This is a genomic window from Streptomyces sp. NPDC001787, from assembly GCF_040297465.1.
Lineage (GTDB): Bacteria > Actinomycetota > Actinomycetes > Streptomycetales > Streptomycetaceae > Streptomyces.
Window position 1 is genome coordinate 1 of the sequence record NZ_JBEOZE010000031.1, and the last position, 15,671, is coordinate 15,671.

The 15,671-nt window shown below is 72.2% G+C and carries 15 protein-coding genes; 8 read left to right on the plus strand and 7 right to left on the minus strand.

Going from position 1 to position 15,671, the window contains the following annotated elements; translation table 11 throughout:
- Positions 1-114 precede the first annotated feature (114 nt).
- From ABT170_RS31905 to ABT170_RS31920, 4 genes are all read right to left on the minus strand, one after another.
- Positions 115-309, minus strand: coding sequence for a ferredoxin (locus ABT170_RS31905; RefSeq protein ID WP_329940896.1), 195 nt, complete (start codon positions 307-309; stop codon positions 115-117).
- A 61-nt stretch (positions 310-370) separates the two neighbouring features.
- A complete protein-coding gene (locus ABT170_RS31910; protein ID WP_351873205.1) occupies positions 371-1,594 on the minus strand; it encodes a cytochrome P450 in 1,224 nt (407 codons plus the stop codon).
- Between the two features lie 50 nt (positions 1,595-1,644).
- Positions 1,645-3,030, minus strand: a complete 1,386-nt coding sequence (locus ABT170_RS31915; protein WP_351873208.1) for an NAD(P)/FAD-dependent oxidoreductase — start codon at positions 3,028-3,030, stop codon at positions 1,645-1,647.
- Positions 3,031-3,097: 67 nt separating this feature from the next.
- Positions 3,098-3,739 carry a TetR/AcrR family transcriptional regulator gene (locus ABT170_RS31920; protein ID WP_329940894.1) on the minus strand — a complete coding sequence of 214 codons (642 nt, stop codon included), beginning with the start codon at positions 3,737-3,739 and terminating at the stop codon, positions 3,098-3,100.
- A gap of 146 nt (positions 3,740-3,885) precedes the next feature.
- Here ABT170_RS31920 and ABT170_RS31925 point away from each other — a divergent pair, with 146 nt between their 5' ends.
- Entirely contained in the window at positions 3,886-5,385 is a 1,500-nt protein-coding gene (locus tag ABT170_RS31925) for an MFS transporter (protein WP_502970593.1), read from the plus strand.
- A 58-nt stretch (positions 5,386-5,443) separates the two neighbouring features.
- On the opposite strand, the gene ABT170_RS31930 is transcribed toward ABT170_RS31925, so the two are convergent.
- Entirely contained in the window at positions 5,444-6,205 is a 762-nt protein-coding gene (locus ABT170_RS31930; protein WP_351873211.1) for a DUF4118 domain-containing protein, read from the minus strand.
- A gap of 221 nt (positions 6,206-6,426) precedes the next feature.
- On the opposite strand from ABT170_RS31930, the gene ABT170_RS31935 reads away from it, so the two are divergent.
- A complete protein-coding gene (locus ABT170_RS31935; RefSeq protein ID WP_351873214.1) occupies positions 6,427-8,331 on the plus strand; it encodes an APC family permease in 1,905 nt (634 codons plus the stop codon).
- 50 nt (positions 8,332-8,381) lie between these two features.
- On the opposite strand, the gene ABT170_RS31940 is transcribed toward ABT170_RS31935, so the two are convergent.
- Entirely contained in the window at positions 8,382-9,419 is a 1,038-nt protein-coding gene (locus ABT170_RS31940) for a C40 family peptidase (protein WP_329940891.1), read from the minus strand.
- A 290-nt stretch (positions 9,420-9,709) separates the two neighbouring features.
- Here ABT170_RS31940 and ABT170_RS31945 point away from each other — a divergent pair, with 290 nt between their 5' ends.
- Positions 9,710-10,078, plus strand: a complete 369-nt coding sequence (locus ABT170_RS31945) for a BlaI/MecI/CopY family transcriptional regulator (protein ID WP_266924749.1) — start codon at positions 9,710-9,712, stop codon at positions 10,076-10,078.
- Positions 10,075-10,995: a M56 family metallopeptidase gene (locus ABT170_RS31950; RefSeq protein WP_329940890.1), complete on the plus strand. Its 921-nt coding sequence runs from the start codon at positions 10,075-10,077 to the stop codon at positions 10,993-10,995. Before ABT170_RS31945 ends, ABT170_RS31950 begins: the two co-directional genes overlap by 4 nt.
- A gap of 47 nt (positions 10,996-11,042) precedes the next feature.
- On the opposite strand, the gene ABT170_RS31955 is transcribed toward ABT170_RS31950, so the two are convergent.
- A complete protein-coding gene (locus ABT170_RS31955; RefSeq protein ID WP_351873219.1) occupies positions 11,043-11,609 on the minus strand; it encodes a GNAT family N-acetyltransferase in 567 nt (188 codons plus the stop codon).
- 228 nt (positions 11,610-11,837) lie between these two features.
- On the opposite strand from ABT170_RS31955, the gene ABT170_RS31960 reads away from it, so the two are divergent.
- The 4 genes from ABT170_RS31960 to ABT170_RS31975 are packed head-to-tail and all read left to right on the plus strand — an operon-like array spanning position 11,838 to position 15,642.
- Positions 11,838-12,887 (plus strand): iron-siderophore ABC transporter substrate-binding protein, encoded by a 1,050-nt coding sequence (locus ABT170_RS31960; RefSeq protein WP_351873222.1) that lies wholly within the window; start codon positions 11,838-11,840, stop codon positions 12,885-12,887.
- A gap of 24 nt (positions 12,888-12,911) precedes the next feature.
- Positions 12,912-13,949: a FecCD family ABC transporter permease gene (locus ABT170_RS31965; protein WP_351873225.1), complete on the plus strand. Its 1,038-nt coding sequence runs from the start codon at positions 12,912-12,914 to the stop codon at positions 13,947-13,949.
- Positions 13,946-15,031: a FecCD family ABC transporter permease gene (locus tag ABT170_RS31970; RefSeq protein WP_351873228.1), complete on the plus strand. Its 1,086-nt coding sequence runs from the start codon at positions 13,946-13,948 to the stop codon at positions 15,029-15,031. The genes ABT170_RS31965 and ABT170_RS31970 overlap by 4 nt, the downstream gene beginning before the upstream one ends.
- Before the next feature lie 59 nt (positions 15,032-15,090).
- On the plus strand, positions 15,091-15,642 hold the full coding sequence (locus ABT170_RS31975) for a hypothetical protein (protein WP_329940885.1): 552 nt from the start codon (positions 15,091-15,093) through the stop codon (positions 15,640-15,642).
- Positions 15,643-15,671 lie beyond the last annotated feature (29 nt).

The following is a 15,671-nucleotide window of genomic DNA, read 5'->3' on the forward strand; positions in this document are numbered from 1 at the left end:
ACGCACGCCGACCACCCGCAGCGCGCCCTCGTCCTGAGGCTCATCCAGAACACCGGTGTGCTGACCCGCCACCTCGTCCAGGCACCGTCGACGACGGTCGCGGCGGGACGGCCTTCAGCCCTCCACTTGGATGGCCAGGGCCGGGCAGACGATGGCGGCGTGGCGGACGCCGTCCGAGTCGTCCGCGGAGGGCGTGGCGTCCAGGAGCACGGCGATGCCGTCCTCGTCGCGCTGGTCGAAGACGTCGGGGGCCGCCATGACGCACTGGCCCGACGAGACGCACTTGTCCTGATCGAGAGTGACTTTCACCGTGCTCCTTGGTTGAGGGGGCGAAGCGTGCTGGCCGTGTCAAGCACCGTACCCGGTGGGATCACCACGTAACGGGGAGTTCGTACACGCCGTACACGGAACCGTCGTGCTTGAACGGGATGTCGTCCATCCCGGCCGCGAGGCGCAGGGTGGGGATGCGCCGGTAGAGGGTGCTGAAGACGACCTGGAGTTCCATCCGGGCCAGCGGCTGGCCCAGGCACTGGTGGACACCGAAGCCGAACGCCACGTGGTGGCGGGCGTCGCGGTGGATGTCGAGGCGGTCGGGATCGGTGAAGGCCTCCGGGTCGCGGTTGCCGATGTCGTTGGGGATCACCAGCCCGTCGCCCGCCCTGATGGTCCGTCCGGCCACCTCGATGTCCGCCAGTGCCACCCGGCGCCGTCCGCTGTGGGTGATGTGCAGATAGCGCAGCAGTTCCTCGACGGCTCCGGCGACCAGCGCCGGATCGTCCGTCTCCCGCAGCGCGGTCAGCTGCTCGGGGTGCTGGAGCAGGGCGAGCGTGCCGAGCGCGATCATGTTCGCCGTCGTCTCGTGGCCGGCGATGAGCAGCAGCACCCCGGTCCGCGCCGCCTCCTGCTGGGACAGCTCACCCTGGTTGACGCGTCCGGCGAGACCCGAGAGCAGGTCCTCGCCGGGGTTCTTCCGCTTCCGGGACATCAGACCGTCGAGGTAGTCGGTCAGACGTCCCAGGGCGGCGCCGCGTTCCTCCGTCGTGGCATCGCGGTTGATGACCGTCCTGCTGTTGTCCTGGAAGAAGTCATGGTCCGCGTACGGGACTCCGAGCAGTTCGCAGATGACGAGGGAGGGCACCGGCAGGGCGAACGCCCCGACGAGGTCCGCGGGGCCGGGGGCGGCGAGCATGCCGTCGATGAGGCCGTCCACGATCCGCTGGACGCTCGGGCGGAGGGCCTCGACCCGTTTGATGGTGAAGGGCGCGGTGACCATGCGCCGCAGGCGGGCGTGCTCGGGGTCGTCCATCAGGATGAAGCCGACGCTGTTCGTCCTGCTGTCGGAGGGGCTGGGGTAGCCGGGCCGGGTGATGTCGGCGCTGACCCGGGGGTCGGCCAGGAGCGCCCGCTGCTCGGCGTACCGGGTCACCAGCCAGGGTGTGCTGCCGTCCCACAGCCGGACCTTGGTGAGGGGCCCGGCCTGCTGCTGCTCCCGCAGGGCGGGCGGAGGGTCGAACGGGCATCCGGCGGCGCGCGGCATCGGGAATCCGGGTATCGCGGCCTCGTGCTGTCCGGCTCGGGACAGGGTCTCTGCCATGACGTCCTTTCATGGGGGCTACGGAGCTACGGAGCTACGGGGTTACGGAGCTACGGGGTTGCGGAGCCGGGGGCGGCGGAGGCGTACGCGTCCACGAGGCGCTGCCGCAGCAGGCGTGCCTGCTTGGGCATGTTCCAGCCGAGCACGCCGGTGACGGTGCCGTCGCGGTGGTACAGGGCGACGAAGCGCTGTTCGGCCATGTCGCCCTCGACGACGGTGAGTTCGGCGTCGGCGGCCGGTGTTCCGTAGACATGGATCCGGGTGGCGTACTGCTCGGTCCAGAAGTAGGGGACCGGACGGTAGGGCCGGGCGTCGCCCAGGACGGTGCGGGCGACCGCCATGGCCTGTTCGGTGGCGTTGGTGCGGTTCTCCAGCCGCTGGAGCGTGCCGAGCCCGTCGTGGTGCCAGCGCGCCACATCTCCGGCCGCGTAGATCCCCTCGGCGGCGCGGCACCAGGAGTCGCACACCAGGCCGTCGTCGACGCGCAGTCCGCTGCCGGTCAGCCAGGCGGTGTTGGGGGCGGCGCCGATGGCGACCACCGCCACATCGGCGGGCAGCGTCTCGCCGGAGTCGAGGTGGACCCCGTCGACGCGTCCCCCGGCCGCGCGCAGGCCGCGTACCGCCGAACCGGGCAGCAGCCGCACACCGTGGTCCGTGTGGAGACGGGCCAGCCGCGCCGCCACCTCGGGGCCCAACTGGTCGGTCATGGGCGCGGGCTGAGGTCCCACGAGTGTGACCTCGGCCCCCATGGAGCGGGCGGTGGCGGCGATCTCGCTCCCGAGGACCCCGTCGCCGATGACGACCAGGCGTGCCCCGGGGGTCAGTTCGCGGCGCAGGGCGAGCGCGTCGTCGAGGGTGCGCAGGACATGGGCGCCCGCCAGGTCCGCCTGGCCGGGAAGGGTCCGGGGGCTCAGGCCGGTGGCGACGACGACGGCGTCCGCGCGCAGGGTCCGCCCGGCTGCCGTGCGGACCGACCTGGCCCCGGCGTCCAGCGCCACGGCGGGCGAGCCGAGGACGAGTGCGGCGTCCAGCCGGGCCAGCGCCTGCGGGTCGCGCAACGTGGCGCGGGAGGGTTCCCAGTGCCCGGACAGCACGTGCTTGGACAGCGGCGGCCGGTCGTAGGGAAGGTGCGGTTCGGCTCCGAGCACGGTCAGCGCGCCGGCGTAGCCGAGGCGGCGCAGGGTCTCCGCGACGGTGAGCCCGGCGGCGGAGGCGCCGACCACCAGGACGCCGGAGGGGTCCGTCGTGAGGCGCGGAGGGGGGACGGCCGGGGCGGGGAGGGCGCGCGGGGCTTCCAGCACCCGCTTCCGCAACGGCTCCGGTGGGGGCTGCTGTGCCGGCTCCGGTAACGGCTTGTGCACCGGCTCCCGTAACGGGCCGGCCGCGAGGGCTTCCGACGGGGCGGCGGTGCCGCCCTCGTCCACGGTCGATTTCATGGGATCTCCTCTGCCGGAAGGGGGTGGGCCCCGCGGTGCCGCGGGGCCTGGGGCGGGCGGCCCGCTCTCAGGGGCCGGGCGTCACGGGGGCGAGCCAGATCGCGGTGATCGCGTCGATGAGACCGGTCGCGAACTCCCGCCAGCTGGCGCGTGCGGTGTGCGTGCCGTCGGCGAGGGCGCGCTCCCGCTCGGCGAGCATGTGCACCAGCAGGTTGCGGGCCATGTCGCCCCGCTCGATCCGTACCGGGAGCGGCAGGTCGAGGCACCGGTTGAGACCGTCCAGGGTCTGCTGGATGGACGGTCCGAACGTCTCGTCGACCATCACCTCGCGCAGGACCGGATCGGTCATCAGCTGCGCGCCGAACCGGGCGTACCACGTCGGACACGGGAGCTCCGTCAGGTGCTCGGTGCTCGGGCGGACCAGACAGGCCACCCAGTCCCGTACGTCGGTGGAGTCCCCGGTCCGTTCGAGCATGCCCCGGCGCAGGGCGTCCATCGGCTCGCTGTGCCGGCGGACGATGGCTCGCAGGAGATCGGTCTTGGTCCCGAAGTGGTAGCCGACGGCGGCGTTGTTCCCCTGCCCGGCGGCCTCGCTGATCTGGCGGTTCGACACGGCGAACACACCGTGCTCCGCGAACAGCCGCTCAGCCACGTCGAGGATGACTTCCTTCGTTCCGTCGGCCCGTTGGGAACGGACGGTCCTGGTCATCGCGGTCTCCTTCCCGTCCTGCGCTGTGTACGGAGCCAGTGAATCAGCTTGCTAACGTAAGTCAAGCGAGTGACTTAAAACTCGGCCGGGTGCCGACGCCGCGCCGGCGGCGCGGCCCCGATACGTGAACAGCGGAGGTAGCAGTGGTGGCCAGCACTTCATCGCAAGCCGGGGACAGCCCCGGGAACAGCCCCGGGGGCAGCCCGAGGGAACCCTCGAAGGGCCTGGTGGCCGTGCTCGCCCTGGCAGGCGTCGTCGTCGCGCTGATGCAGACGATCGTGATCCCCCTGGTGCCCGAACTGCCCCGGCTCCTGCACGCGTCGGCCGCCGACACGACCTGGGCGATCACCGCCACACTGCTCGCCGGAGCCGTCGCCACACCCGTCATGGGGCGGCTCGGCGACATGTACGGCAAGCGGCGCATGCTGCTCGTCAGCCTGGGCCTGCTGGTGGCCGGTTCGGTCGTCGGCGCGCTCAGCGACACACTCGTCCCGATGGTCGTCGGGCGGACCCTCCAGGGCCTGGCCGCCGGGGTCATCCCGCTGGGCATCAGCATCATGCGTGACGAACTGCCGGCCCACCGTCTCGGCTCCGCGACCGCGCTGATGAGTGCCTCGCTGGGCATCGGCGGCGCGCTCGGACTGCCCGCCGCGGCCTTCCTGGCCCAGCACGTCGACTGGCATGTGCTGTTCTGGGGGGCGGCGGGCTTCGGTGTGCTCGCCGCCGTACTCGTCCTGGCGCTGATACCGGAGTCGCCGGTCCGCTCCGGCGGCCGTTTCGACGTGGTGGGCGCCGTCGGGCTGTCGGCCGCGCTCGTGTCCCTGCTCCTGGCGATCTCCAAGGGCGGTACGTGGGGGTGGGGCAGCGCGCTCACGGTCGGCCTGTTCTGCGCGGCCGTCGTGATCCTGCTGCTGTGGGTCCGGTGGGAGCGGCGCGTGTCCCAGCCGCTGGTCGACCTGCGTACCGTCACCCGGCGCCAGGTGCTGCTCACGAACATCGCCTCGGCGGTGTTCGGCTTCGCGATGTTCGCGATGTCGCTCGTGCTGCCCCAGGTGCTTCAGCTACCGGAGGCCACCGGCTACGGACTCGGTACGTCGATGGTCACCGTGGGCCTGGTGCTCGGCCCCTCCGGCCTGATCATGATGGTGATGGCGCCGGTGTCCGCGCACATCACCCGTACCAGGGGCCCGAAGGTGACGCTGATGGCCGGTGCCGTGGTGGTCGCCGCCGGATACGGCCTGAGCATCGGCCTGATGTCGGCGATCTGGCAGCTCGTGCTCGTCTCCACCGTGATCGGGGCCGGGATCGGGCTCGCGTACGGGGCGATGCCCGCCCTGATCATGGGCGCCGTGCCCGTGTCCGAGACGGCCGCGGCCAACAGCTTCAACACCCTGATGCGGGCCATCGGTACGACCATGGCCAGCGCCGTGGCGGGTGTGGTCCTCGCCCAGATGACCACCGCGCTCGGCCCGGTGTCCGTGCCGTCGGAGAACGGCTTCCGCACCGTCATGATCATCGGTGCCGGATCGGCCCTCGTGGCCCTCGTCTTCGCCGCCTTCATCCCCGGCGGGCGCCCCGCCCGGTCGTCCGGGGACCTGCCCGCCGCCGCGGGGGCCGGCGCGGCGGCGGCACCCGTGAAGAGCTGACGCGCAGCGCTGCCGCACACGGGCCGGCGGCGGGCCGGGCGCCGACCCCGCCCCGCCGTCAGCCCGCGCGGGACAGGCCGGCCGTGTCCAGCGCGGAACCGGTCTGCGCGGCCAGGGCGACCGCCACCAGACGGTCCTGCGGCGACGGGAGGGGACCCGCGGCCGGTTCGAGCAGGAAGCGGCCGTAGTGGTGCCCGCCGCCGACGACGCGCAGTTCGACCGTGCCGGGCGGCCACCGGTCCGGCCAGTAGGTGCACTCGGTGTCGCCGGGTCCGAGACCGAGCCATACGTTGCCGTCGTGCTCCAGGCGCGGCAGGTGCCCGATGAGCGACCCGTACGCGAAGCGGCAGCCGCGCAGACCGAGCAGACCGGTCAGCTCCCGCCGCACATGCTCGACCACGTCCTCGGGCGGGCCGCCGCGCTCGACGAGCCGGGCCGTACCCTCAAGCCGCGACAGCCGCGCGGCATCGTCGCCCGCCGTGCGGCGGAGCCCGCGAATCCGGACCGCGAGCCGGGAGACGATCAGCCCGACGGCCAGCAGCAGAACGGCCGTCCGGATGTCGTCGCCGTCGGCGATGGCGACCCGCTCGTACGGTCTGGTGAGGAAGAAGCCGAAGCAGGCCGCCGCCGAGAGGGCGGCCAGGGCGCCGGCGGCCCGGCTGCCGATGGCGGACACCGCCACCACCACGACGACGAGCACCAGAGCCGTGTCCGTCGTGGACAGATCCGTGCGCAGCGGCACGAGTGCGAGGGCCGCCGCCAAAGGGGCCACCAAGCCCACGACCAGTGCGAAACGGTCAAGAAGACGGTAACCGGACATGTGATGCCTCTCGTCCGCACCTCCACCGTGCTCCTCGGCGGGGGGAGGGACCGTGGACGTCCCCGGGTCTTGACGAATCTCGTACGGCGCTGTGGATCCGGCGTCAGGAGTACGTCAGGAACAGCACCGCGGCCGTATGGAAGCCGCCAGAGGCGCTCGCCGCGGGGCCGTGGCGTTCCCACGCTGTCCTTCAGTCAGTCCGACGGAGGAACGAGCGAAAAATGTCCATCGACATGGGAAAACCGAGCGCACCGGGGCACGGTCCGGGCCAGGAGCAGCCTCCTGATACCGGCGCGGCCGTGCCTGCGGAAACCGGAGACAGACACCGGCTGACCGCACTCCAGGGCCTGTCCGCACTGTCCCTCGACGCGATGGCGTCCGTGGCGTACGGCCCGGAGTCGATCGTGCTCGTCCTGGCCGCCGCAGGGGCCTACGGACTGGGCTTCACGCTCCCCGTCACCCTCGCGATCGCCGTGCTGCTCGCCGTCCTGGTCGCCTCGTACCGGCAGGTCATCGCCGCGTTCCCGGACGGCGGCGGCTCGTACGCGGTGGCCGGGAAGCACCTCGGCCGGCGCACCGGCCTGGTCGCGGCCGCCTCACTGATCCTGGACTACGTACTCAATGTCGCCGTTTCGGTCACGGCGGGCGTCGCGGCGCTGACCTCGGCGTTCCCCGGGCTGTACGGGCAACGGGTGTGGATCTGCCTGGCCGTCCTGGCCCTCGTCACGGCGGTGAACCTGCGGGGCGTCGTCGACTCGGCCAAGGCGTTCCTCGTCCCCACCGCGCTCTTCGTCGGCTCGATCCTCTCGATGATCGTGGTCGGGCTCTTCCGGGACGGACCGGTCAGCACGGCCTCCGCCGACGGCCATGCCTCCGCGCTCGGTGAGGGCGCCACCACCGTCGGCGCGCTGCTGCTCCTCAAGGCCTTCGCGGCCGGCTGCTCGGCACTGACCGGAGTCGAGGCGGTGGCCAACGCCGTACCGTCCTTCCGCGCCCCGGCCGTCCGCCGCGCCCAGCGCACGGAGGTGGCGCTCGGCGCGCTCCTCGGGGTGATGCTGATCGGACTCTCGGTCCTCATCGGGCGCTTCCACCTCCAGCCGGTCGAGGGCGTGACCGTACTGGCGCAGCTCGCGGACGCGTCCTTCGGACACTCCCTCGCCTTCTACGTGGTCCAGTTCGCCACCATGGTGCTGCTGGCGCTGGCCGCGAACACCTCCTTCGGCGGACTTCCCGTCCTGATGAGCCTGCTGGCCCGGGACAACTATCTGCCGCACGTCTTCGCCCTCAAGGCCGACCGCCAGGTGCACCGCCACGGTGTCCTCGCCCTGGCGGCCGTCTCCGCCGTACTGCTGGCCGTCTCCGGTGGCGACACCAACACGCTCGTACCGCTCTTCGCGATCGGTGTGTTCGTCGGCTTCACCATCTGCCAGGCCGGGATGGTCCGGCACTGGTGCACGCAGCGCCCCGGCGGATGGCGGGCCAGGGCCGCGCTCAACGGCCTGGGCGCGCTGCTCACCGGCGTCTCGGCGGTCGTCGTCACCGCGACCAAGTTCACCGAGGGCGCCTGGCTGATCGCCCTCGCGCTGCCGCTGCTGGTGCTCGGCTTCGAGAAGATCCACCGCAGCTACGCCCGTGTCGGAGCCCGCCTGGAACTGGGCCGCATCCCCCAACCGCCGCGACGGGAGCGCTCGTTGGTCGTCGTGCCCGTGTCCGGGCTGTCGAAGCTGACCTGCCGTGCCCTGACCGCCGCCCGCTCCCTCGGCGAGGAGGTGCGCGCGGTCACCGTCACCCACCCGGCCCCCGAGGACCGGAAGGCGGCCGAAGCGCTGCGCCGCGACTGGGAGCTGTGGAACCCGGGCGTCGAACTCGTCGAGATCCCCTCCCCGGCCCGCTCCCTGGGGCGCCCGGTCTCCGCCCATGTGGCCGGGCTCGCCCGGTCGCGCCCCGGCGTCCAGGTGACCGTCCTCATTCCCGAGACCGAACCGGACCGGCTCTGGGAGCGGCTGCTGCAGAACCAGCGCGGTGCCGTGGTCGCCCGTGCCGTACGCCGCGACACCGACGCGGTGATCTGCCGGCTCCGGTTCCGGGTCACCCCCGGGCCCGGTTCCACGCCCGGAGCACCCTGACGCGCCGTCGCGGTGACCCCGCGCCGGTGTCAGGGCGACCGGCGCGGGCGTCAGAGGCGCACGCCCCACATGAACGGCATACCGCTGCGTGCGATCGATTCGTAGCGGACCTTGGCACCCGGCTTGGGCGCGTGAAGGATCTGGCCGTTGCCGGCGTAGAAACCGACATGGCTCAGGTCGGTGCGCATGATGACGAGGTCGCCGGGTTTGAGGGCGCTCAGCGAGTTGACGCGGGTGCCGACCTCGGCCTGGGCCTGCGAGGTGCGGGGGATGGAGACACCGGCCTGTCTGAAGGCCCATGAGGTCAGGCCCGAACAGTCGAAGGAGCCCGGCCCCGAGGCGCCCCACACGTACGGCATGCCGACGCGGCTCTGTGCGGCGGAGAAGGCCGAGGCGGTGCGTCCGGAGGCGCTGGCCTCATTGCCCAGATCCGTACGGGCGCTGGCGCGGTCGGCCCGCGCCTCCTCGGCGGCGGCCTTGGCCCTCTCCTCGGCGCTGAGGGTGTTCAGGAGCCGTCGCGCCTCGGCGAGCTTGCCCTGGATCTTCTTCTTCTCGCGCCCCATCTCGGCGCGTACGTCCTGGAGGTCACCGAGTTTCGCCGAGGCCTGGGCACGCTGCTGGTGCAGGGCGCGCTGCCGGCTCTCGAACGTCCGCAGGACACTGAGCTGACGGTCGCCGAGCCGGTCCATGAGGGACGCCCGGTCCAGGAAGCCGTCCGGGTCGGAGGAGAGCATCAGCTGTACGGAGGGGTCGATGCCGCCGCCGCGGTACTGGGCGTTGGCTATCGCGCCGACGCCCTCGCGCAGGGTGTTGAGGTCCGCCTGCTTGCGGGCCGCGGTGTCCTGCAGGTCGGCGACCGACTTCTGGAGGGTGTCGGCCTCCTCCTTCGCGCCGTTGTACTTCTCCGTCGCCTGCGTGGCCTCCTCGTAGAGGCGGTCGATCTGCGCCTGGACCCCCTTCTTGTCCGGGTCGGGGGCGGGGTCGGCCGAGGCGGTCTGCGCCGAGAGCGCGACGGCAGCGGCGGCGGTGGCCGTCAGCGCGCTGGTGTACGCCCGGTGGGGCGGCTTGGGCCTGCGGTGGGACGCCACGATGGGGCCAACTCCTTCTTCCTCGGCTGCCTCCCTGCCGGAGCGGGGGCGCCGGGGTGCCGTGTCCGGGTGCTCCGCAGGGCCACGAAAATACTAAGCGGATTAGCACTTGGTTTCCAAGTGTGGCCGAGTGATTCCCCGTGAGCCATCCGAGATGCCGCTAATCCACTTGGCGGTCCATCGCGAAGAGGTCCGGCGTGCGGCATCCTCCGGCCGCGGCTGTGGTGACGACTACGATGAACGGATACCGATCCCGGAGGGCGTGTTCTCCGGGCGTGAGGGGAGCGGCCGTGCGACAGCTGGGTGAGCTGGAGGCGGAGATCATGCACCGCCTGTGGGCCTGGGGGCGCCCGGCGACCGCCCGTGACGTCCTGACCGACCTCAACAAGAAGCGCCCCATCGCCTACAGCACGGTCAAGACCGTCGCCGACATCCTGCACGGCAAGGGCATGCTCCGGCGCGAGAAGGAGGGACGGGCCTGGGTCTACGAGCCCACCTGCACGCGCCAGCAGTACACCGCGACCCTCATGCAGCAGGCCCTCGGCAGCAATCCCGACCCCGCGGGCGCGCTGCTGAGCTTTGTGGAGCAGATGTCGCCGGACGAGGCCGACGCGCTGCGCGCCGCCCTGCGTACGGCCAAGAGGCGGACGGACGGATGAGTGCGGCGGTGGTGCTGGCCGGGTACGCGCTCCTGGCCGGCGTCGTGGTGCCGGCCGTGCTGTCGCGGGCGCGGTGGCCCCACCGGGCGCCGGCGGCGGCCGTCCTGGCCTGGCAGGGGCTGATGGTGACCTTCGTCGTCTCCACCGCCCTGGCGGTCTATCACCTGGTCGTCTCCGAGCACCATGTGCACGAGGGCTTCCTCGGGCTGCTGAGTGCCTGCGGGCTCGCCCCGGGTGCCCTGGCGGGTGACTCGTGGGCCTCCGGCGGCGAAGCGCTCCTGCTGGCCCCGGCGGCGGTCGTCCTGCTCCCCTCGGCCTCGCTCGTCCGCACGGCGCTGCTGACCCGGCGCGCCCGGAGCCGCCACCTCGATCTGCTCACCCTGGTCGGCAGCCCGGCTCCCGAGTACGGTGCCACCGTCGTGGAGCACGGGGTGCCGGCCGTCTACTGCCTTCCCGGGCGCTCCTGCCGGGTGGTCGTCACGCGGGGCGCGCTGGACGTGCTCTCGGAGGAGCAGTTGCGCGCCGTGCTGGAACACGAACGCGGTCATCTCGTGGGCCGCCATCACCTTCTCCGGATGGAGACGGAGGCGTTCGCCCGCGCCTTCCCCGGCCTCCCGCTCGCCCGGCACGCCAGGGAACAGACGGCGCTCCTGCTGGAGATGGCCGCCGACGACGTCGCCCTGCGCTCCCACCCGCGCGAGGTGCTGGCCGCCGCGATGTGCGAGGTCGCGGGTGGCCGGACGCCCCGGGCGGCGCTGGGCGCGGCGGGCCCGGACAGCGCGGGTGCGCTGATCCGGCTGCGACGGGTGCTCCTTCCGCAGCCGGAACCGCATCGCGTGACCTGGCTGGGCATCGTGGCGGCCTCGGTCCTCGCCCCGCTGCTGCCGCTCTTCCTCGCCTGCGGACCCGTCGCCTGACCCCGTACGGCGGATCCGCCCGTACGCGGCCGATGACGGCGCGGCGGTCACCGTACCGACGGGCGCCGGTGCGCCGCCCAGTGCTCGGCGGCGGTGATGCCGAGCAGCACGACATCGTGGTGGGCGCCCGCGAAGAACTCGTGCTGGCGAAGCCGCCCTTCCTCGGCGAAGCCCAGCGCGCGGTAGAGGGCGAGTGAGGCGTCGTTGAAGGCGTGGACCTCCACCTCGCACTTGTTGTAGCGCTGTTCGGCGAACATGTAGGTGAGCAGGAGTACGGTCGCCTCGGCCGCGTACCCCCGGCGGCGGTGCCGGCGGCCGATCTCGATGCCCGTCCTGAACCGTCCCGCGCGGCGGTCGCTCTCCCCGACGGTCACGGCCCCGGCGAACACCCGGTCGCCCAGTGTCTCGACCACCAGACGGAACGACTCGCCCCCCGGCGGACGGCCGGCCCTCTCGGCGGTCCAGGAACGGAAGCTCCCGTCCGAGCGCGGGGGTTCGACCAGGCCGGCGCCGCGGGCGTCGAGGGTGTTCCGGGCCAGGTCGCGAAAGCCCTCCCAGTCCCCGGGCTCGACACCTCGCAGGCGTATCTTCTCCCCGGTCCACATGTCCGTCATCGCCCCACCGTTTCGCTCCTGGTCGCGGACGGCGACCGCCGGCGGCTTCCGTCCGCGTCGGGTTCAGGGCGCCGGGTCGTCATGGGCGTCCCGGCCGGCCCGCGCCCCTCGGGCGGACGACCATACCCGCGACGCCCGAGGGGTGAGGAGGGGGCGGTGCGGAAGCACTCGTACGTTTAGCTTAGGCTTGCCTAACTCTCACAGGTCCGTCAATCACGAGGAACACCCATGCTCGGCTTCACCCGCGTGCGTCGTCACACACTTGCCGCTTCGGCCACCGCCGCCGCCCTCGCCCTCGTCCTGGGCGGCTGCTCCTCGGACGGCGACAGTGACAAGGACGCGGCCAAGGCCTCGGCGAAGAACGGGGAGGCCTTCCCGGTCTCGATCAAGAGCTCCCTCGGCACCGCGAAGATCGAGGAGGAGCCCGAGCGCGTCGTCACGCTCGGCCAGGGCTCCGCGGAGACCGCCATCGCGCTCGGCCACACCCCGGTGGGCATCGAGAGCTACGAGTGGGGCAGCGACAAGTCCGGCTATCTGCCGTGGATCAACGAGGCCGTGAAGAAGTCCGGCGACAAGCTGCCCAAGCAGTTCACCGGCGGTGAGGACATCGACTTCGAGGCCATCACCGAGCTGGAGCCCGACGTGATCCTCGCCCCGTGGTCGGGCGTCACGCAGAAGCAGTACGACATCCTCAAGGACATCGCGCCGACCGTCGCCTACCCCGACAAGGCGTGGAGCACCGACTGGGACGAGCAGATCGACATCATCGGCAAGGCGCTCGGCCGGACCGAGGACGCCGAGGGCCTGAAGACGACGATCGAGAAGCAGCTCGCCGACGCCGCGGCCACCCGGCCGGACTACAAGGACGTCACGTTCTCGTACATCTACACCTCCGGCCCCGGCACCCTCGGTGTCTTCAAGCCCGAGGAGCAGCGCGTCAAGATGGTCTCCTCGCTCGGCCTGACCGTCGACCCCGTCGTGAACGGCTTCAAGGAGACCGAGGGCACCGACTCGGCGCTCATCGGCCTGGAGAACGCCGAGAAGCTCAAGGACAGCGACGTCGTCTTCACGTTCTACACGGACGAGAAGACCCGCAAGGAGACCGAGGCGCAGCCGCTGTACGCCGCGATCCCCGCGGTCAAGAAGGGGGCCGTCGTCGCGAGCGACGACAACTCCTTCGTCACGGCCTCCTCGATCATCAACCCGCTGACCGTCCCGTGGACGATCGAGCGCTACCTGCCGATCATCGACAAGGCCGTCGCCGCCGCCGGCAAGTAGGGCACCGGGGCACCCCTCACACCCATGGCAACCACCACGGCCGCACCCCCGGGCGGCGCCGGTACCTCGCGTACCGGCGCCGCCCGGCCGGTGTCGTTCCTGCTCCTGGGGCTCGCCGCCCTGGCTCTCGCGCTCTGCGCGAGCGTCATGTTCGGCAGCCGCAGCACCTCGTTCGGAGAGGTGATCGACGTGCTCACCGGCACCGCCGATCCCCACATCACCACCATCATCGAGAGCCGCTACCCCAGAACCGCGCTCGGAGTCCTGGCCGGACTCTGCCTCGCCGTCGCGGGCACCCTCATGCAGGGCGTCTCCCGCAACCCGCTCGCCGAACCCGGCCTTCTCGGCATCAACGCGGGCGCGTCCGCGAGCATCGTCGCCGCGACGGCCTGGTTCGGCGCGTCGGGCGCCACCGACACCATGTGGTGGGCCCTGCCCGGCGCGTTGACCGCCGGAGTGCTGGTCCATGTCATCGGCTCGGCCGGCTCCGGTACGAGCGTGGTGCGGCTGGTGCTCGCCGGGGCGGTGCTCTCCGCGGTGCTGATGGCCTTCATCCAGGCCGTGACCCTCAGCAAGCCGCAGGTGTTCGACAGCTACCGCTACTGGGTCGTCGGGGCGCTCGGGGGCCGCGACTTCGACGTCTTCTGGTCCGTGTTCCCGTTCGCCGCCGTCGGCTTCCTCCTCGCCCTGGTGCTGGGCCCCGGCCTCAACACCCTCGCGCTCGGCGACGCCACCGCGGTCTCGCTCGGCTCGCACCCGGGCCGGATCCGCGTCGGCGGTCTGCTGGCCGCCACGCTGCTGAGCGCCGCCGCGACCGCGGCCGTCGGCCCGATCGCCTTCGTCGGCCTCGCGGTCCCGCATGTCGTACGGGCCCTGGTCGGCGTCGACTTCCGGCTCCAGATCCTGTTCTCCGCGCTCCTGGGCCCCACCCTGCTGCTTCTGGCCGATGTGGTGGGCCGGGTCGTCATGCGGCCCACCGAACTGATGGTCGGCGTCGTGACCGCCTTCATCGGCGCGCCCGCGCTGCTCGTCGCCGTACGCAGGATGAGGGGCACCACATGACCACCGCCACCGGAGGGGACGGCGCGCCGCGCACCACCGCGCGCCCCACCCCGCCCAAGGGCTTCCTCAGAGCCGGCCCCCGGGTGGCGATCCCGGTGCGACGGGTCTCCGTCGTCGCGGCGATCGTCCTGCTGGTACTCATCGTCGTGGCCGCCGTCGCGACCCTGTCCATGGGACGCCTGGGCGTCGACCTGGCCGATCTGCCGGCCGCGCTGACCGGGGACGCGGAGGGCAAGAACCGGTTCGTCATGAACCGGCTGCGCGGCCCCCGGCTGACGGTCGCCCTCGGTACGGGCGCGGCGCTCGGACTCTCCGGCGCGCTGTTCCAGTCCGTCACCCGCAATCCGCTGGGCAGCCCCGATGTGATCGGCCTGGCGGCCGGCGCCGGGGCGGGCGCCGCCATCTCCGCGCTGATGTTCCCCGACACGGTCCCGGTGGCCGTCGGCGCCCTCGTCGGAGCGGTTCTCGCGATGGCCCTGGTGTACGTGTCCACCGGCACCGGCTTCCGCAATCCGGCACGGCTCGTCGTCGCCGGCATCGGGGTCGCCGCCATCGGCGCCGCCATCACCCAGTACGTCGTGTACGCGATGGAGCGGGACAAGGCCTCCGTGCTCACGGCCTATGTCAACGGGAGCCTGGCCGCCCGCTCCTGGAGCGACGCGACCACCATCTGGCTGGTGCTGCTCGTGGTGGCCCCGCCGACAGCCCTGATCGCCCGGCGGCTGGACATCGGCGAGATGGGCGACGACATCGCCGAAGGGCTCGGTTCCGAGCCGAAGCGGACGAAGAGCGCCGCCGTCGTTCTCGCGATCGTCCTCTCCGCGGCGGCCGTCAGCGTGGCCGGACCCGTCGCCTTCATCGCCCTGACGGCGCCCCAGATCGCCAAGCGCGTCACCCGGGTCTCCGGACCCCACCTGCTGCTGTCCGCCCTGACCGGCTCGCTGCTGCTCGTGGCGGCCGACCTCTGCGCCCAGCAGCTCCCGCTGTTCGACGATCTGCCGGTCGGCATCTACACAATGGCCATCGGCGGCGCCTACCTCGGATATCTGCTGGTCCGTGAATGGCGCAGGGGGGTGCTGTAGCAGCGAGGTCCGGCCGGGGCGACTGGTCTCGTACAGGTTCGTCGGCCATACTGCGCGCCGTGGAGCAGAGCATAGAGTCGAACAAGAAACCCGAGTTCGCCGCGGGGACCGACCCGGCGTACATCCCCGGCCTGACGGCCCCTTCAGCGGTCCGGACGGAGGAGAAGGAGCCGACGGCCGACGACGTGACGGACGATGTCCCCGAGGCCGCGGAGGCCGCCGTCGAGGCCGCTCCCGCGACCGCCGTCGAACCGGAGGACGAGCCCGGAGCCGGGGCCGGACCCGAGGCGGCGGCCGATGAGGAGGAGGCGGCCGACGGGAGCGCGGATGAGGGAGCCGTCTTCGAGGTCAGCGACCGCCGGGGCTCGATCCGGGTGGACCGCCTGGGCGTCCGGTTCCGGCTGGACGACCAGGAGGCGGAGTTCCTGTGGGAGGAGATCGGCGCGGTCGAGGTCAAGACCGCCCGTACCGGCCGCAGGCTCACCGTCACCGTGCATCTGTCGACCCGCCGTTGGTTCAACGGCGAGGTCGAGGCGGAGAGCAGGGCCCGGCTCAAGGAGTGGCCGGGCGAGCTCGACGCCGTTCTGGACGCCTACTTCGAAGAATCCTGAGCCCGCCGGACGGCTCCGCCGCCCGGTGG